15 protein-coding genes are annotated in these 18,363 nt (G+C 66.2%); 6 read left to right on the forward strand and 9 right to left on the reverse strand.

The features are described from left to right. The first annotated feature begins 17 nt into the window (after positions 1–17). Complete coding sequence (locus tag ACSQ24_RS18240; protein ID WP_436096041.1) at positions 18–2,117, forward strand: ABC transporter ATP-binding protein/permease; 2,100 nt, start codon at positions 18–20, stop codon at positions 2,115–2,117. Between the two features lie 115 nt (positions 2,118–2,232). After that, a complete protein-coding gene (locus ACSQ24_RS18245; RefSeq protein ID WP_436096042.1) occupies positions 2,233–3,336 on the forward strand; it encodes an ISAs1 family transposase in 1,104 nt (367 codons plus the stop codon). Positions 3,337–3,556: 220 nt separating this feature from the next. On the opposite strand, the gene ACSQ24_RS18250 is transcribed toward ACSQ24_RS18245, so the two are convergent. The 4 genes from ACSQ24_RS18250 to hisS all read right to left on the reverse strand — a co-directional run bounded on the left by ACSQ24_RS18250 (position 3,557) and on the right by hisS (position 8,118). Further along, positions 3,557–4,039: an META domain-containing protein gene (locus ACSQ24_RS18250; protein WP_436096043.1), complete on the reverse strand. Its 483-nt coding sequence runs from the start codon at positions 4,037–4,039 to the stop codon at positions 3,557–3,559. 174 nt (positions 4,040–4,213) lie between these two features. Then, positions 4,214–5,203 (reverse strand): ATP phosphoribosyltransferase, encoded by a 990-nt coding sequence (gene hisG / locus ACSQ24_RS18255; RefSeq protein WP_436096044.1) that lies wholly within the window; start codon positions 5,201–5,203, stop codon positions 4,214–4,216. Continuing rightward, positions 5,200–6,303: an ATP phosphoribosyltransferase regulatory subunit gene (locus tag ACSQ24_RS18260; protein WP_436096045.1), complete on the reverse strand. Its 1,104-nt coding sequence runs from the start codon at positions 6,301–6,303 to the stop codon at positions 5,200–5,202. The genes hisG and ACSQ24_RS18260 overlap by 4 nt, the downstream gene beginning before the upstream one ends. 258 nt (positions 6,304–6,561) lie before the next feature. Beyond that, positions 6,562–8,118: a histidine--tRNA ligase gene (hisS, locus tag ACSQ24_RS18265; protein ID WP_436096046.1), complete on the reverse strand. Its 1,557-nt coding sequence runs from the start codon at positions 8,116–8,118 to the stop codon at positions 6,562–6,564. A 397-nt stretch (positions 8,119–8,515) separates the two neighbouring features. Here hisS and ACSQ24_RS18270 point away from each other — a divergent pair, with 397 nt between their 5' ends. Next, entirely contained in the window at positions 8,516–9,217 is a 702-nt protein-coding gene (locus ACSQ24_RS18270) for a DUF3053 family protein (protein WP_436096047.1), read from the forward strand. A 156-nt stretch (positions 9,218–9,373) separates the two neighbouring features. Here ACSQ24_RS18270 and glcF read toward each other — a convergent pair whose 3' ends face one another. The 5 genes from glcF to ACSQ24_RS18295 all read right to left on the reverse strand — a co-directional run bounded on the left by glcF (position 9,374) and on the right by ACSQ24_RS18295 (position 14,417). Then, a complete protein-coding gene (gene glcF / locus ACSQ24_RS18275) occupies positions 9,374–10,741 on the reverse strand; it encodes a glycolate oxidase subunit GlcF (protein WP_436096048.1) in 1,368 nt (455 codons plus the stop codon). A gap of 3 nt (positions 10,742–10,744) precedes the next feature. After that, positions 10,745–11,380 carry a DUF2585 domain-containing protein gene (locus tag ACSQ24_RS18280; RefSeq protein WP_436096049.1) on the reverse strand — a complete coding sequence of 212 codons (636 nt, stop codon included), beginning with the start codon at positions 11,378–11,380 and terminating at the stop codon, positions 10,745–10,747. Next, positions 11,380–12,567 (reverse strand): FAD-binding protein, encoded by a 1,188-nt coding sequence (locus tag ACSQ24_RS18285; protein WP_436097923.1) that lies wholly within the window; start codon positions 12,565–12,567, stop codon positions 11,380–11,382. The genes ACSQ24_RS18280 and ACSQ24_RS18285 overlap by 1 nt, the downstream gene beginning before the upstream one ends. A gap of 69 nt (positions 12,568–12,636) precedes the next feature. Next, positions 12,637–12,921 carry a GIY-YIG nuclease family protein gene (locus ACSQ24_RS18290; RefSeq protein WP_436096050.1) on the reverse strand — a complete coding sequence of 95 codons (285 nt, stop codon included), beginning with the start codon at positions 12,919–12,921 and terminating at the stop codon, positions 12,637–12,639. 59 nt (positions 12,922–12,980) lie between these two features. After that, positions 12,981–14,417, reverse strand: coding sequence for an FAD-binding oxidoreductase (locus ACSQ24_RS18295; RefSeq protein ID WP_436096051.1), 1,437 nt, complete (start codon positions 14,415–14,417; stop codon positions 12,981–12,983). 160 nt (positions 14,418–14,577) lie between these two features. Between ACSQ24_RS18295 and ACSQ24_RS18300 the strand changes: the two genes are divergently transcribed. The 3 genes from ACSQ24_RS18300 to ACSQ24_RS18310 all read left to right on the forward strand — a co-directional run bounded on the left by ACSQ24_RS18300 (position 14,578) and on the right by ACSQ24_RS18310 (position 18,359). After that, positions 14,578–15,483: a LysR family transcriptional regulator gene (locus tag ACSQ24_RS18300; RefSeq protein ID WP_436096052.1), complete on the forward strand. Its 906-nt coding sequence runs from the start codon at positions 14,578–14,580 to the stop codon at positions 15,481–15,483. A 248-nt stretch (positions 15,484–15,731) separates the two neighbouring features. Further along, entirely contained in the window at positions 15,732–16,661 is a 930-nt protein-coding gene (locus tag ACSQ24_RS18305) for an SMP-30/gluconolactonase/LRE family protein (RefSeq protein ID WP_436096053.1), read from the forward strand. 108 nt (positions 16,662–16,769) lie between these two features. Continuing rightward, positions 16,770–18,359, forward strand: a complete 1,590-nt coding sequence (locus ACSQ24_RS18310; protein WP_436096054.1) for an ABC transporter substrate-binding protein — start codon at positions 16,770–16,772, stop codon at positions 18,357–18,359. The last annotated feature ends 4 nt before the right edge of the window (positions 18,360–18,363 follow it).

The raw sequence follows: 18,363 nt of genomic DNA on the forward strand, positions 1-18,363 counted from the left end.
CCGACAAGGACGACGCCATGCGCCTGTTGAGTTTTGCCATCGCCGCGCTCGCCGTGATCGCGCTCGTGGTCGGCCAGCAGAGTGGCAGCGCCGGGATCATCGGGCTCGGCGTGGTCGGCGTCCTCCTCGCCTTCGCGACTTTCCGTTCCACCACGATCCCATTTTTCCTGAAGATCTTTTCCGGCATCTTCGGCACAGAGTATGTGATCTTTGGTGCAGGCGCGCTGCTTGCCCAGCTCGGGCTCTGGCCTACCGCCTGGCAGGCGGCTGCCCCGCCGACCAGCCTCGGCACGACAGTCGCCGTCTTCGGCATTCTGATCTATCTGGTTTCCTTCGTGCCGGTGGTGCAACGTATCGCCCGCATCGCCTCGCCTTATTTCGAATCTTCCGAGCCGCAGATCGCCAATCTCGGACCGCTCGGCCGCTACCGCATGCGGCTCGGCACCTTCGCCGTCGCGCTGGTCGTCTTCCTGATCGTGCTCAACCAGGCGCAGGTCGGCATCTCGCTGCGCATCAACTTCTTCTACCGCGATTTCAACAACGCCCTGCAGGAGAAGAATGCGCCGGTCTTCTGGGAGCAACTCGTCAACGTCTTTTGCGTCTGGGCGGCGATCTCGGTCATCAGCTATCTGATCGAGACTGTCGCGCAATCGGTGCTGCTGATCCGCTGGCGCGAATGGATGGCAGCCGAGTACAACAGGCGCTGGCTGGGCAACGGCAATCATTACCGTATCTCGCTCGCCGGCACCGCCGACAATCCCGACCAGCGCATCTCGGAAGACACCCGCTCCTTCCTGAACCAGACCTACAGCTTTTCGCTGACGCTGATCACCCAGGTCTCGACGCTGGTTTCGTTCTCGATCGTGCTGTGGTCGATTCCTGTGGCCATCACGGTGCCCGGCACCGACATCGTCATCCCCGGCTTCATCTTCTGGGCGACGCTGGTCTATGCGGCGATCGCGACCTGGGTCACCCATCTGATCGGCAAACCGCTGATCGCGCTGGAATTCGAGCAGGAGCGGCGCGAGGCGAATTTCCGCTTCGCACTCGCTCGCCTGCGCGAATACTCCGAGCAGATCGCGCTGATGCGCGGCGAGGGCGCCGAGCGTCGCCATCTCGGCGAGACCTTCGGCGGCATCGTCGACAATTTCTATAACCTGCTCTGGCGCAAGCTGAAGCTGACCACCTTCACGCTGTCCTATAATCAGGCCAACGTCGTCATCCCTTACGTGCTGCTGGCGCCGTACTACTTCGCTGGCCAGATCGCCTTCGGCGTGCTGACGCAGGTTGCCTCGGCCTTCGGCCGGGTCGAGACGGCGATGTCCTTTTTCATCAACAGCTACCAGTCGATCGCCTCCTATCTTGCCTCGATCAACCGCCTGACCACCTTCGAAGGAGCCATCGCCAAGGCTGAAGCCCAAGCCGTCGGCGGCGAGGGAGCGGCGATCGACATCGTCGAAAAGCCGGTCAAGGACGCCACGATCGAGACGCTCAAGCTGAATCTGCCGAACGGCCAACCGATCGTGCAGGCCTCCGGCCTCACGCTGCCGGCCGGGCAGTCAACGCTCGTCGTTGGCCCGTCAGGCTCCGGCAAGTCGACATTGTTCCGCGCGCTCGCCGGCATCTGGCCCTTCGGCGAGGGCAAGGTCGCGACACCGGAAGGGCAGAGCATGCTGGTGCTGCCGCAGCGGCCCTACCTGCCGCAGGGCTCCTTGCGCGCCGCGCTCGCTTATCCGGCCGAGCCTGACGCTTTCAGTGACGCGGAGATCCACGCGGCGATGGAGAAGGTCAAGCTCGGCCATCTCACTGACCGGCTCGACGAGGTCGACCTCTGGGGCCAGCGCCTCTCGGGCGGCGAGCAGCAGCGCCTCGCGGTGGCGCGCGCCCTGCTGGCCAAGCCGGACTGGCTCTTCCTCGACGAGGCGACCGCCTCGCTCGACGAGAAACTGGAAGGCGAGATCTACGAGGTGATCCGGCGCGAGCTGCCGCAGACCAGCATCGTCTCGATCGGCCACCGCTCGACGCTGCGCGCGATGCACGACGAGCTGATTGCGATGGAAAAGAACGCCGACGGCACCTTCAGCCCGAAGGCGAAGGCCATGACGGAGGCGGGGTGAGCGCGACCTATCCCCTCTCCCCTTGCGGGCAGGGGAATCGCATTTGGCTGAAAAGGTCTGGCCAAGAGAGCAGCGTTGGATTCTGTAGGGTCTCCTGATTGTCTGGGAGGCGCGCATGCGAGGTTTCCAAGCGCTGTTCGAGATTGTACCGGACCCGCGTCGGGCGAATGTCAGCCACGCCTTGCCAGACATCTTGCTGATCGCGTTTGCGGCGGTGCTGTGCGGTGCCGAGACCTGCGTCGATATCGCCGAATTTGGCGAAGCGAAACGGGAGATGTTGGGCGAATTTGTCGAGATGGGGCACGGAACGCCGAGCCACGACACGTTCAGCCGCGTCTTCCGGCTGCTTGATCCCTCGGCCTTCGAGGCCGCGTTTCGCCGCTTCACCAGCGCCTTTGCCGCGACCCTGGAGCGTCAGGGCCTGGCGGGCCCGATCATCGCGATCGACGGCAAGTCCTTGCGCGGGGCGCTCGACACGGCCCGCTGCACCATGCCCCTGCATCTTGTGACCGCCTGGGCCGCCGATCATCGGCTGATCCTGAGCCAATGTCGCGCGCCCAATCGCAGTGAGGTCACCGCGGCACGGACGATCATCGCCTTGCTGGATCTGACGGGTTGCATCGTGACCGCCGATGCGTTGCATGCCAGCCGCAAAACGGCCTCTGCCATTCGGGCGCGCGGGGGCGATTATGCCCTGGTCATCAAGGGCAATCGGGGGCCGCTCCATCAAGCCATCCAAACCCTTCTGGCCGACCCTGACCCCGCCCAGGCCGCCAGCACCAGCGAAACCGCCCATGGCCGTTATGAAGAACGCCGGGCCTGGGTGGCCAAGACACCGCCCGACTGGGCCCAGCTTTATGGCTTCGAGGCGCTCTGCGCGGTTGCCAGGATCGACAGCCTGCGCCGCAGCAACGGCCGAGAGCAGACCGATACACGCTATGCCATCTTCTCCCGCCTCCTGCCGCCACACGAAGCCTTACGGGTGATCAGGGCGCATTGGACGATCGAAAACCAACAGCACTGGCTGCTCGACGTCGCATTCGGAGAAGATCGCATCCACACCAGATCCGACCACTGCGCCGAAAATCTCGCCCTGCTACGCCGTCTCGCCCTCAACCTGCTCCAGCACGATCCCCGAAAACTCTCCATACGCGCCAAAATCAAGCGCGCAGGCTGGAGCGATCACTATCTATCCTCCCTCCTCGCCCAAATGCGATAGCCCTGCCTGGAAGGAGAGGGGTAGGGGTGAGGGGTCGCGCGACGCCCTTTCGTCATGGTCGTGCTTGTCCCGACCATCCACGTCTTCCGCAATCGAAGGCGGTGTTCAAGACGTGGAATGCTCGCCACAAGGGCGAGCATGACGGAAAGTCGTGCGACCTCTCATCCGGCGCTATGCGCCACCTTCTGCCGCAAGGGGGAGAGAAGGGAGGTGGCGCCCGTCAGATCCCGCGGTCGAAGCGGAGTTCGCCGGTGCCCGTCTTGATGACGAGGCGGCCTTCGACCAGGTCCCATTTCTGGGCGGTGCGCAACGCCATGAGATAGCCGCGCTCGAAATCTGAAGCGCCCTTGTCGCAGGCCATCTTGGTCACCGCGATCGGGCCGACAGCGATGGCCTGCTGGCGCAGCGGATAGGCCGAGGCCGAGAAGGTGTTGCAGCCAGCAAAGCCGGTGCCGCGCAGATTGGAATCGACCTTCAGCGTCGCGCGATAGCCGGTATTCGGTTTGCCGTTCATCTGGCTCAGCGTCCAGGAGGCGTCGAGCGGGAAGTTCTTCTCCTGCTGCCGCGGCGGCGGAGCGTCCTGCCCCTGCTGCGGAATCTGCGACGGCCGCTGGCGCCCCTGGGCGAGCGCATCGCTCACCAGGACAGGCGACAGGGAGAGAACGAAGGCGGCCATCAGGCCGAGGCGCGACTGCGTATTCAACTGGTCCAGACCCCGATTGGAAAAAGCGACAGCTCGTAGGAGAACCCGACGCTTTCCACTGCACCGATCGCGGTGGCGAGCGCAAGTCTCGATCGCACCGCTTTTGGTACGACTTGCACTGAAATCGCCTCGCCCGGGTGAATTACCCGGACATTGCGTCGGGAATCCGGCGCGTCAGATGCGGGCCAGCAATCGTTCGATCAGCGGATTGGAACGGCGGAAGACATAATCGAGCGTCCGCACGGTGATGTCGTCGGCACCGGCCTTGCTCAATTCCTCGACCAGCGGGAACACCGCCTTGCGCGGGCAGTGCAGCGTGACGACGCCGTCGCTGCCGGCCGCGCCAAAGGGTAGACGTGCGCCAAGCCGATGCGCGATCTCGCCGAGCCGCTGCGGTGAAACGGCGTTGAGCACGGCGCGGACCTCGCGCAGCGAGCGCGCCTCCTCCTCGGCCGCGATGCGCGAGAGGATGGCTGTGGCGGCATCCCGCGCCTGCTTGCTCCAGGGCGCGCGCACCGAGGCGACGAGATTGGCCTCGGATGCCAGGATCACGCCGTCGTCGAGCACCTTGAGGGCGTTCGCAGAGAGCGTCGCGCCGGTGGTGGTGATGTCGACGACGATCTCGGCGGTGCCGGCTGCAGGAGCGCCCTCGGTCGCACCGAGACTCTCGACGATCCGGTAGTCGGCGAGGCCGTGGTTGGCGAAGAAGCGGCGGGTCAGGTTCACATATTTGGTCGCGACACGCAGCTTGCGGCCGCTGCGGGCGCGCATGCTTGCAGCGACATCGTCGAGATCGGCCATGGTGCGGACATCGATCCAGGCCTGCGGTACGGCGACGACGACATTGGCCTGGCCGAAGCCGAGCGGCGCCAGCATCACCATGCTGGCATCGGCATCGGCGACCTGCTCGCGCACCAGATCCTCGCCGGTGATGCCGAGATGTGCGGCGCCGGAGGACAACTGCGCGACGATCTCGGAGGCCGAGAGATAGGCGACCTCGGCGCCGCCGAGCCCGGCGATCTGCCCGCGATACTCACGCTGCCCGCGTGCCTGCACGAAGGAGAGGCCGGCGCGGCCGAAGAAGGCGGTGGCGTTCTCCTGCAGCCGCCCCTTGGAGGGTACGGCGAGGACCAGCGGCACTTCGTTTGTCACTGTCCCGCTCATGCCTTGCCTCCCGCGAGACGATCGAGCCAGAGCGAGGCGCCCACCGCCGGCACCGCTGCCGGCGCCCCGAGGCGCTGGAGCACGCCGTCATAGCGGCCGCCGCCCGCGATCGGCTTCAGATCCGGCCGGGCCGGGTCGTGCAATTCGAAGATGAAGCCGGTGTAGTAGTCGAGATTGCGGGCGAAGCCGGCCGAGAAGGAAATGTTGGCGACATCGACGCCGCGCGCGGCGAGGAAGCCGGTGCGCTCGTCGAAGGCGTCGAGCGCGGCCGACAGATCGAGCCCGGCCTCACCGGCGAGCTTGCGCCAGGCGGCGGAAGCGCCGTCCGGATCGCCGCCGATCGCCAGCGCATGCGCGATCAGGCCGCTCGCTTCGGCATTGACCGGATTGTCGCGCTCGGCCGCCCGCGCCAGGAAGCGCTCGGCGATATCGCCGGCCGAGCGGCCACCGACGGTCGAGATGCCGGCGATCGAGAGCACGTCCTCGACGAAGGCACGCGCCGCCTTGGGATCCTGGCCTTCGAGCGCCTTGAGCAGGCCGGCATGGGCATGCTCGACCTCGCCCGCCGGCGGTTCGAGCGCGGTGACGGCATCGGCGCCCCTGCCCTGTGCGACTGCGCGCATCAGCCGGCGGCGGGCCGCCTGCGGTACGCCAAGCCGATCGAGCAGCGCCGTCAGCAGCGCGACATCGCCCATCAGCAGTCGCGGCCGGCTCAGGCCGAGCGAAGCGGCAGCTTCGACAGTCAGCGCCATGATCTCGGCATCGGCGGCAGCGAAATCGGCCCGGCCGAAGGATTCGAGGCCCGCCTGCGCGAACTCGTTGGGCTCGCCGACGCGCATGCGGAAGACCGGGCCGGCATAGGCATAGGAGGCCGGCTCGGTGGCATGGGCGGCGATGTGCGCCAGCGCGACGGGGATGGTGTATTCGGGACGCAGGCACCATTCGCGCCCGTCATCGTCTTGGGTCAGGAAGATGCGGCGGCGGATATCCTCGCCGGAAAGATCGAGGAAAGGCTCGACCGGCTGCAGGATCGCCGGCTCGGCGCGCCGGTAGCCTTCGCGCTCGAACGGCGCGATCACGGTCTCGAGCTTTGAGCGCATGGCCGGCACTTGGACACCCTGTTGCGGCGCCGTCCTAGCAGGGGTGCGCCCGATTTTCGATGGTTTTTAGGGAATTGGGTTAGCGGGAATCCGGAGCGCCCCTTCCCTTCTCCCCTTGCGGGAGAAGGTGGCTCGGCGAAGCCGAGACGGATGAGGGGTCGCGCGACGTCGCGAAAGAAGTCTCGGCATAGTACTTCGAAGCGTCGAGCGACCCCTCATCCGCCTGCCGGCACCTTCTCCCGCAGGGGGAGAAGGGCGCTAGCGATGCCGCCCCAGCACCCGCTTCACGCCCTCGACCAGCTCGCCCACCGGCACGGAGAACTGCGCCTGCGCCTGCCGCTCCTTGTGCTCGGCTGAGTCCTTCACGTCGCGGCCCGCGGCGGCGAGCTCGGCGCCGAGGATCAGGTCCTTGATGACGACCGTTCCGGCCTCACGCTCCGACGAGCCCTGGATCACGGCGCAAACCGCGCCACGCCGGTCGGCATATTTCATCTGGGCGTTGAAGCCGGACGAGCCGAGATAGAGGTCGGCTCGGCAGAGCGGCCTGCTCTCGCCATCCTTGGCCTGCCGGAGCTCCGAAACGAACTTCTGATAGTCCGGCATGAACTGAGCATCTCGGTCCATGGTCGTGACGACGACGAGCGGCCGTTCGTTCTTCTGGTCGACGATCGGCGATTTCACCGCCTTCAGCGCCGAATAGAGCCGGGAGACGCCGATCGAGAAACCGGCCGCCGGTACCGGCTCGGGCCGGAAGCGGCCGACGAGGCCATCATAGCGGCCGCCGCCGGCCACCGAACCGAAACGCACGACCTGGCCGTCCTCATTGGTGACCGGGAAGGTCAGCTCCACCTCGTAGACCGGGCCGGTATAGTATTCGAGGCCGCGGACGACGGAAGGGTCGATGCGGATGCGATCCATGTCATAGCCTGCGGTCTGCACAGAGCGAACAAGCTCTGTCAGCTCCTGAACTCCGGCTTCGCCGAGCTCATTCCCCGCGACCGACTGCGCTATGGCCTCAAGAGTATTCGCGTTAGAGAGCCCCAAAGCGCCGCCAAGAGCATCAGGGTAAGCGCAAAGCTTCAAAATTCTTTCGATGCTTTGCTGGTCTAAACCAGCGCCTTTCGTGAAATCGCCGCTCTCGTCCTTGCGGCCATCACCGAGTAACAGCGCGACGCCTTCCACACCGAATTTATCGAACTTGTCGATCGCCCGCAGCACCGTCAGCCGGCGGCCGGCGTTCTCCTCGCCGCCGAGGCCGATCGCCTCCATCACCCCGTCGAGCACCTTGCGGTTGTTGACCTTGACGACATAGTCGCCGCGCTTGATGCCGAGCTTCTCCATCGTGTCGGCGGCGAGCATGCAGATCTCGGCATCGGCGGCGACAGAAGCGGAGCCGACGATGTCGGCGTCAAACTGCATGAACTGGCGGAAGCGGCCCGGTCCCGGCTTCTCGTTGCGGAAGACATAGCCGGCGCGATAGCTGCGATAAGGCTTCGGCAGCGCGTCGAAATTCTCGGCGACATAGCGGGCGAGCGGCGCGGTCAGGTCGTAGCGCAGCGAGAGCCATTGCTCGTCATCGTCCTGGAAGGAGAAGACGCCCTCATTCGGCCGGTCCTGGTCCGGCAGGAACTTGCCGAGCGCGTCGGTGTACTCGACGAAGGGCGTCTCGACCGGATCGAAGCCGTAGAGCGAGAAGCTCTCGCGGATCACGCCGAGCATGCGCTCGGTGGCGGCGACATCGGCCGGGCCGCGATCGACGAAACCGCGCGGCTGGCGGGCCTTCAGCTTGGCAGGGGCGGATTTGTCGGCGGACATGGCAGAGGAACTCGGTCAGCAAATGCTTATTGATGAGCGAGCGGGTTAGCCCGCGAAGCCGCCAGGGGCAAGCTTCCCTTCTCCCGCAAAGATTTCTCTGCGAAACCAGACAAGGCGCGGGGAACCCCTCCCCCTTGTGGGGAGGGGCAGGGGTGGGGGTTGTAAAGCCGGCGCGAGCGGCAGGGTCTGATGGCGCTGTCGTTGCTGCCAGGCCCCGTCTTCTGCCGACGATCACCAAGCGGCACCACCCCCATCCCCAGCCCTTCCCCACAACGGGGAAAGGAGGCCCTTGCGACCGACCTTTCACAGCGGAATCCGCAAGGGGAGAAGGGAACTCCCCGGCTAGCCGCGGCCATAATCGCGCACTAATGTCCCGCCGCGGCGCAAGGAATGGATGATGCGGGTTGGACTACGTAGCCTGCTGGCATGCCTGCTCGCGACGCTGCTGCTCGCCGCCTGCGGGCCGAGCGAGCCGGATCAGCGCAAGGCTTTCATCAGCTTCCTTCAAACGGACATCCTGGCGCGCCCGGGCGTGCGCCTGCCGCGCCCCGACGCCGAGAGGCAGAAATCCTTCGGCGATTATGCCGGCCATTATGCCGTGATCCAGCACTTCCATGAGCGCATGAACACGACGGTCGGAAAGCCGATGCAGGAGGCGACCGCCAAGGCAGCGCCGCGCTCGATCGAGGACATCGTCGCGCGCAAGAGCGAGATCGCCGCCGTCCGCGCCGGCTTCAGCCAGATGCGCCAGGCGCTCGATGCCGCGCTCGCAGCCGCCGACAGCGAGCGCGCCGCGCTGAAGCAGCCGGAGGACCTCGCCAAGGTCTATGCCAGCGCCTACCAGAAGCTGGTGACGGAGCCCGCCGCGACCGTCCGCGAGGTCTTCCCGGTCACGGACGAGACTTTCGCCGCGATCCTGGCGTTGGCCGAGCTGATCGAGGCCAACAAGGCGGCGATCCGGGTGAGCGGCTCGCAGGTCGACATACGCAACACGGCGCTGCGCAACAGGGTGCAGGCGGCGATCACCGCGATGAACACCAAGCAGTCGGCGATGACCGCGGCGCAGCAGAAGCTCCGGCAGATGGTTTACGGGAACTGACGCTGGCGTCATTCCGGGACTTCGCGCAGCGAAGGGACCGGAACCCATGACCACGACGGTGCCCAGCTGTCTACGCAGCCGTCGCGCATCGAAATTGAGGCCGTGTTCATGGGTTCCGGGCTCGCTGCTCCGCAGCGCCCCGGAATGACGTGAACCTCACTCCGCCGCAACGACTCCAATCGGAATCGCCTCCCCGATCCCCGCCTTCGCCAGCCGCGCCGGCAACGGCCCGCCGGTCGCCCAGTCGAGCAGTTCGGCGGTGTGCAGGATCGGCGTGGTCGCGCCGCGGTCGGCGAAGCCCTTCGCGATCTGGGTGATGCAGCCAATATTGCCGGTGGCGACGAGATCCGGCTTCGTGCGCTGGATGTTGCCGACCTTGCGCTCGCGCAACTGCCCGGCGATCTCCGGCTGGAGGATGTTGTAGACGCCGGCCGAGCCGCAGCAGATGTGGCCCTCCGGCACCTCCCTCACGCGGAAGCCGGCGCGCGTCAGCAGCCGCTTCGGCCCGTCCTTGAGCTGCTGGCCGTGCTGCATCGAGCAGGCGGAGTGATAGGCGACGGTGAGGTCGAAGCTCCTGACCGGTGCGATCTCCAGCGTCTCGACGAACTCGGTCACGTCCTTGGCGAGGGCAGAGATCTTCGCCGCCTTCGCGGCGTAGGCCTCGTCGTCGCGGAACATGAAGCCGTAATCCTTGATCGTGGTGCCGCAGCCCGACGCCGTGATCAGGATGGCGTCGAGCCCCTCGCCTTCGACCTCGGCCATCCAGGCGTCGATATTGACGCGGGCGAAGGCGAGCGCGTCATGCTCGCGGCCCATATGGTGGACGAGCGCGCCGCAGCAGCCCTCGCCCTTGGGCAGCACCACCTCGACGCCGTGGCGGGTGAGCAGGCGGATCGTCGCCTCGTTGATGCCGGGGTCGAGCACCGGCTGGGCGCAGCCCGAGAGCATGGCGACGCGCCTCTGCCGCTCGCCCTCGGCCGGGAAGGAGGCAGGGCCCTCCATCGCCGAGCGGTTGGGCAGGCTCCAGGGCGCCAGCGCCAGCATCGCCTTCAGCCAGGCGCCGATGACGGGCAGCAGGCCGAGCGCCCCGGCCAGCGGCTTGCCGAGGCGCGCCGCCAGCATGGCGAGGCGGAAGCGACCGGGATAGGGCAGGATCGCCGAGAGGATGCGCCGCAGCGTCCAATCGGCGACGGGCCGCTCATAGGTTTCCTCGATATAGGCGCGGGCATGGTCGACCAGGTGCATGTAGTGCACGCCCGAGGGGCAGGTCGTCATGCAGGAGAGGCAGGAAAGGCAGCGGTCGACATGCTTGACCACGTCGGGGCTCGCCGGCCGGCCGCTCTCCAGCATGTCCTTGATCTGGTAGATGCGCCCGCGCGGGGAATCGAGCTCGTCGCCGAGCAGGAGATAGGTCGGGCAGGTCGCGGTGCAGAAGCCGCAATGCACGCAAGTGCGCAGGATCTTCTCGGAGACCGGCAGGCGCGGGTCGGAAGCGAGGAGTTCGGGCGTGAAATTGGTCTGCATCGCTCAGGCTCCACCCTGCCAGGTTTTGATCCAGTCCATTGGCCAGAGCAGCATGATGACGTTGAGGGTGAGGTTGTCGCGGATCAGCCAGCCGACGAACAGCTCCATCGCCAGCGCGCCCGTTACCGTGATCCAGGCCGGCGCGAACCGGGCGAACAGGAAGCCCAGCGCCATGGCGAGGACGTCGCTGACCGAGTTCAGGACGCTATCGCCGTAATAATCGAGCGAGATCGTGGCCGTGCGGTAGTGATTGATCACCGCATCGGTGTTCTCGGTGATCTCCCAGGCGCTCTCCAGCATGATGGCGAGCAGCAGCGCGAGGCCGACGGAGATCGGCAGGCCGGTGGCGCGGCGGATCAGCCAGAACAGGCCATAGAACAGGAAGCCGTGGATGATGTGCGAGAAGGTGTACCAGTCGGCGATGTGCTGGGAGTTCTCGGAGGACATCACCGTGCCCTGCCAGAGCTTGATGGTGCCGCATTTGCAGATCGGCTCGCGGCCCATCCAGAGCAGGATCGCCGCTGCGCCGGCCGTCAGCAATGCCGCCAGCACGGCGATGGCGACGGGGCCGAGACGGCCGGGCGCCCAGTTCGCGTGCGCCGCGGGCATCTCGGAGGAAAGCGGTTCAGCGAGCGCCATCAGATCCCCGCATACATCCGGCCGGGCTCGAACACACCCTCCGGGTCAAAGCTCTTCTTGATGCCCGCCGTCACCCGCATCAGCGGCTCGGAGAGCGGCTCGAACACAGGAACCACCGCCCGCACCGCATCAGGCGCCCGCACCAAAGTGGCATGGCCGCCGAGCGGCTTGAGCGCAGCGCGAATCGCGGCGGCGCCCGCGTCACCATCAGCCGGCACGGCGAGCCAGATGAGACCGCCGCCCCAATCGTAGAACCAGCGGGCGCTCGGCACAGTGCGCGCGATCGCAGCGGTCGCTCTCGGCCCATTGGTCGGCGCGAGCGAGAGCCGCCAGACAGCCTCCTGCGTGCCGGCGAAAAAGGAAGCGTCCCGCACCTCGCGCCAGAGCGCCTCCGACGCGCGGCCCTCGACCAGTTCGGGCCGGCCATGGGCCTTCAGCAGGCGGGCGAGCTCGGCGGCACGATAGCTGATCGAGGCCGAGAAATTCTCCAGCCTGAGCAAGGTGCGAGGCTCCTCGGCGCCGATCCCAGCGGGCAGGTGCGCCGCGGCCATGGGCTCGAAGGGCGAGCCGAGCGCACCCGAGAGCAGCGCCACCGCCGCCTCGTCCGAGAGACCCTCCCAGATCAGCGTGGCGACGCGTTCCGGCCGGGGCAGGACGCGGAAGGTCACCTCAGTCAGGAAGCCGAGCGTGCCGAAGCTGCCGGCGACGAGCTTGACCAGGTCCAGCCCCGTGACATTCTTCATCACCCGACCACCCGACTTCACCAGCTCGCCGCGACCATTGATCAGCTTGATGCCGATCAGCGAGTCGCGGGCGGCGCCAGCATTGATCCGGCGCGGGCCGGAGATGTTGCCCGCCGCGATGGCCCCGATCGTCGGCTCGCCCTCCGTGCCGAGCAGAGCACGATGGTCCATCGGCTCGAAGGGCAGCATCTGTCCGCGCGCGGCCAGCGTCTCCTCGATCAGCTTCAGCGGCGTGCCGGCTTTGGCACCGATCACCATCTCGGCCGGCTCGTAAAGGGTGATGCCGTTGAGACCGGAACTGGAGATGGTGCTGACCGCATTGTCCGGCCGGCCGAGGCCGGTGCGCGTGCCGCCGCCGCGAATGGCGAGCGGAACGCGCGCCTCGACGATCGAGGCGACGACGGCGCAGGCCTGCGCCTCTGTGGTGGGGGTATGGAGCATCAGGCACCTACCGCTGTCATTCCGGGGCTTCGCATCGCGAAGAACCCGGAACCCACGACTTGGCATCGCCGGTCAGGACAGCCCTTCATAGAAATCCTTCCATTCCGGATTCATGTCTTCGATGAGCTTGATCTTCCAGGCTCTGCGCCATTTCTTCAGGACCTTCTCCCGGTCGATCGCATCCCTGACATCCTCGAACTGTTCGTACCAGACCAGCCTGTCTACTCCGTAGCGGCTCGTGAATCCGATGTTCCGTTTCGATCTGTGCTCATGGGCACGCCTCGCCAGATCGTTGGTGACGCCCAGGTAGAGCGTACCGCTTCTTTTGCTCGCCATGAGATAGACGAAATACGCCATCCCGCTCACCCGGTCGTGGGTTCCGGGTTCTCGCTACGCGAGCCCCGGAATGACAAAGCTCACGCCGCGACCCGGCCTTCGAGCGGAAATACCTTGGCCGGGTTGAGCAGCCAGCGCGGATCGAACACCGCCCGCACCCGCTGCTGCTGGTGCAGGTCAGCTTCGTTGAACTGCACGGTCATCAGGTCGCGCTTCTCGATGCCGACGCCGTGCTCGCCGGTCAGGCAGCCGCCGACCTCGACGCAGAGCTTGAGGATGTCGTTGCCGGCGTCCTCGGCCTTCTGCGCCTCGACCGGATCGTTGCAGTTGTAGAGAATCAGCGGGTGGAGATTGCCGTCGCCGGCGTGGAAGACATTGGCGACACGCAGGCCATAGCCCTTGATGATCTCGTCCATGCGCTCGAGCACGAAGGGCAATTGCCCGGTCGGGATCGTGCCGTCCATGCAGATATAGTCGGCGATGCGGCCAGTCGCACCGAAGGCGGATTTGCGACCCTTCCAGATCGCCGCCGTCTCCATCGCCGATTTGCTCTCCTTGACCGTGCCGACGCCGTGCTCCCTGGCGATCGCGACGATGCGGGCGAGCTGGGCGTCCATCTCGGCCTCCGAGCCCTCGACCTCGATGATCAGCAGCGCGCCGCAATCCATCGGGTAGCCGGCATGGGCAAAAGCCTCGCAGATCTCGATCGCCGGCTTGTCCATGAACTCCATCGCCACCGGGATGATGCCGGCGCCAATGATGGCGGCGACGGCGGCGCCGGCCTCGACGCTGGTCGGGAAGCCGAACAGGACGGGGCGCGCGCCTTCAGCCTGACGCAGGATGCGCACCGTCGCCTCGGTGACAATGCCGAGCTGCCCTTCCGAGCCGACGATCAGGCCGAGCAGATCGTATCCGGGCGCATCGAGATGGCCGCCGCCGATCTCGACGATGCTGCCGTCGAGCATCACCAGGGTGACGCCCAGCACATTGTTGGTGGTAACGCCGTATTTCAGGCAATGCGCGCCACCGGAGTTCATGCCGATATTGCCGCCGATCGAGCAGGCGAGTTGCGAGGACGGGTCGGGCGCGTAGAAGAAGCCATCGGCCGAGACGGCGCCGGTCACCGCGAGATTGGTGACGCCGGCCTGCACCTTCGCCACCCGGTTGGCATAGTCGATCTCGAGGATGCGGTTCATCTTGGAGACGCCGATCACCACCGCGTCCTCCTGCGGGATCGCGCCACCGGCGAGCGAAGTGCCGGCGCCGCGCGGCACGACCGGCACGCCCTGCTCGCCGCAATAGCGCAGCACGGCGGCGACCTCCTGCGTGGTCGAGGGCAGCACCACGGCGAGCGGCATGCGGCGATAGGCGGTCAGCGCATCGGTCTCATAGGGCCGGCGCTCGTCCTCCGAAGTGATCAGCGCATCGGGCGCGACCAGCCCGGCGAGACCGGCGATGATGGCGTCGCGGCGGGCGAGGATGCCGGCATCGGGAACCGGAAAGGCGATCGCACTCATAGCAAATCCTCCACTCGCCTTCCTCGCCTTCGGAGCCACCAGGCGCCGTCGCTGCGCACACGCACCGAACGAGTCTGATGCGACTCTAGAATACTTCCACATGCGGCGCAGCGCGAGTAACGTGCATGATTATTTCCAAAACGGAAAAGATGGTGGGCGCATGGATCGGTTTGGCGACCTCGACGTCTTCGCCCATGTCGTCACGGCCAGGAGCATGTCCGCCGCCGCACGCGAGCTCAGCCTCTCGCCGGCCGTGATCTCCAAGCGCATCCGCCGCCTGGAAGACCGGCTCGGCGTGCGCCTGCTCCAGCGCACCACGCGCCAGCTTTCGCTGACCGAGGCCGGCCAGGGCTTCTACGAGCGGGTCGTCTCGATCCTCGGCTCGATCGAGGAAGCCGAGGCCTGGGTCGCCAGCGGCGCCGGCCAGGCCCGCGGCACCTTGCGCGTCTCGGCGCCGACCTCGTTCGGGCGGATGCATGTCGCGCCGCATCTGAAACCCTTCCTCGACGCCAATCCGGCGGTGAATGTCGAGCTGATCCTGAGCGACGCCTTCGTCGACATCATCGCGGAGGGCTTCGATCTCGCGGTGCGGATCGCCGATCTGCGCGATTCGAGCCTGGTAGCGAAGCGGCTGGCGCCGAACCATCGTGTGCTCTGCGCGACGCCCGGTTACCTCGCTGCCAACGGCACTCCCGAAACCATAGAGGACCTGTCGCGCCATACACTCGTCGCCCACAATGCCGACCAATGGCGCCTCGACGGGCCGGAAGGCCAGGTCTCGGTTAGGATCAACGGGCCGCTGCGGACCAATTCGAGCGAGGTGGTCCGCGAGGCGCTGCTGGCCGGCGTCGGCGTCGCGTTGCGCTCGACCTGGGATGTCGGGCCGGAGCTGAAATCGGGGGCGCTCGTCAGGGTGCTGCCGGACTATTCGGTCGGCAAGCGCGTCGCGGTGTATGCGGTCTATCCCAGCCGACGCCACATGGAACAAAAGGTGCGCGCCTTCGTCGACTATCTGGCGGAGTTGTATGGGGCGACGCCGTATTGGGACGATGGGTTGGTGCTGTAACGCGGAACCGCGGGAACCCCTCTCCTGTAAGGAGAGGGGTAGGGGTGAGGTGTTCGGACTGGAAACGTTGGCCTGAACCTGAGCGCGCGGTGAGTGCTCGCGAAACTCGTCAAGCGGCCTACACCTCACCCTGCCCTCTCCTTACAGGAGAGGGCTCCCCGCGCCTCTCGCATTGTAGGTCCACACAGACACGAGTTGTGAAAGCGCTCGTTATTTCCGATCCTCCCTCCCAACCACGGAGGACAGGCATGACATTCGGCTTCATCGAGGGTTTTCGCGTCGAGGTACTCGACCCGCGCTTCCATCGGATCGTGCCCGGCTCGGCCCGGATGGAGCGGCTGTGGACCGGGGCGCGCTGGTCGGAAGGGCCGGCCTGGTTCCCGGCGCACCAGACGCTGGTCTGGTCCGACATCCCCAACGACCGGATGCTGCGCTTCGACGCACTCACCGGCCAGGTCGGCGTCTTCCGCCAACCGGCCCGCAACTCGAACGGCAATACGATCGACCGGCAAGGTCGGCTCGTCACCTGCGAGCATGGCGGGCGCCAGGTGACGCGTACCGAGCATGACGGCTCCGTCACCGTGCTGGCGAGCCATTACCAGGGCAAGCGGCTGAACTCGCCGAACGATGTGGTGGTGAAGTCGGAGGGCTCGATCTGGTTCACCGATCCCGACTACGGCATCCTGACCGATTATGAGGGTGACAAGGCCGAAAGCGAGATCGGGCGCTGCAATGTCTACCGCATCGATCCGCAGAGCGGTGAGGTGACCATTGCCGCCGACGATTTCGTCAAGCCGAACGGGCTCGCCTTCTCGCCCGACGAGAGCGCGCTCTACATCGCCGACACCGGCGCGAGCCATGATCCGCAGAACGGGCCGCGCCATATCCGCAAGGTTGCGGTGACCGGTGACGGCAAGACACTCGGCGCCTCCTCGGTCTTCGCCACCTGCACCAGCGGGCTGTTCGACGGCTTCCGCTTCGACGTCGCCGGCCGACTCTGGAGCAGCGCCGCCGATGGCGTCCATGTCTACGATCCAGACGGCACGCTGATCGGCAAGGTGCTGGTGCCCGAGGTGGTCGCCAACCTGTGCTTCGGCGGGCCGAAGCGGAACCGGCTGTTCATCTGCGGCACGACCTCGCTCTATGCGTTGATGACGCACACCAACGGCGTAGCCTGACCTCCCGCACCGGCTCTACGACAAGCCCGCGATGGCGGCACGGAGATAGTTCCGTATGGCACATCTCTTGCCGCGGTCCGCACACCATCCCTCTCACCGGTGTGCGCAATGTTCAAATGTTTGGCAGCCTCTGCCCTCGTCGCTCTTTCCGTAGCCAGCCCCGCGCTGGCCGAGTCGATCGTCCGCTACGGCATCTCGATGGCGGACATACCGCTGACCTCTGGCCAGCCCGATCGCGGCGCGGGCGCCTATAAATTCACGGGCTATACGCTCTACGACCCGCTGGTCGCCTGGGAGATGGATATCGGCGACCGGCCCGGCAAGCTGGTTCCGGGACTCTCCACGGGCTGGAGGGTCGATCCTGCCGATCCGAAGAAGTGGCTGTTCACGCTGCGCGAGGGCGTGAAGTTCCATGATGGCAGCGCCTTCGACGCCGACGCTGTGGTCTGGAATCTGGACAAGGTGCTCGACGAGAAGGCGGCGCATTACGACCGGCGCCAGGCGGCGCAGGTCAAGCCCCGCCTGCCCTCGGTTGCGAGCTGGCGCAAGGTCGATGGCAGGACGGTCGAGATCACGACCAAAGCGGTCGACTCCTTCTTCCCCTACCAGATGCTCTGGTTCCTGGTGTCGAGCCCGGCGCAATACGAGAAGCTCGGCCGCGACTGGGAGAAGTTCGCCCGCGAGCCCTCCGGCACCGGCCCGTTCAAGCTGACCCGGCTGGTGCCGCGCGAGCTCGCCGAACTCAGCAAGAACGCGGATTACTGGAATCGGAACCGCCTCGCCAAGGTCGACAAGCTGGTGCTGGTGCCGATGCCGGAGGTGCTGGCGCGGACCAATGCGCTGATCGCCGGCCAGGTCGACCTGATCGAGACGCCGGCTCCCGATACCGTGCCGCAGCTCAAGAAGGCCGGCATGAAGATCGTCGAGAACGTCACGCCGCATGTCTGGAACTATCATCTCAGCGTGCTTCCCGGCTCGCCCTGGACCGATGTTCGCCTGCGCAAGGCGATGAACCTGGCGATCGACCGCAAGGGCGTGGTCGAGCTGATGAACGGCCTCGCCAAGCCTGCCGTCGGCCAAGTCGATCCGGCGAGCCCGTGGTTCGGCAAGCCCGGCTTCGAAATCAGGTACGATCCGGAAGCTGCGAAGAAGCTGCTGGCGGAGGCCGGCTACTCGCCCGCCAAACCGCTGAAGGCGACCTTCGTGATCGCCCAGGGCGGCACCGGCCAGATGCTGTCGCTGCCGATGAACGAGTTCATCCAGCAGAACCTGAAAGAGGTCGGTATCGAGATCGACTTCAAGGTGGTCGAGCTCGAGCTGCTCTACACCCACTGGCGCAAGGGCGCGAAGGACGAGATCAACGCCGGCATCAGCTCCAACAACATCGCCTATGTCACCTCGGATCCGCTCTATGCGATCATCCGGTTCTTCCACTCGAACCAGGCCGCTCCGGTCGGCGTGAACTGGGGCTTCTATACCAGCCCGGTGGTCGACGGCCTGCTCGACGAGGCGATGAAGACCTTCGACGTCGCCCGGCAGGACGAACTCCTCGCCAGGGCCCATGCCCAGATCGTCGACGACGCCGTGCTGGTCTGGGTGGTGCACGACACCAACCCGCATGTGCTCTCGCCGAAGATCAAAAAGTTCGTGCTGGCCCAGCACTGGTTCCAGGACCTGACCACGATCGGCCTGGACTGATCCT

It is taken from the genome of Allobosea sp. LjRoot237, assembly GCF_964253285.1.
In the GTDB taxonomy this organism is placed as follows: Bacteria; Pseudomonadota; Alphaproteobacteria; order Rhizobiales; family Beijerinckiaceae; genus Allobosea.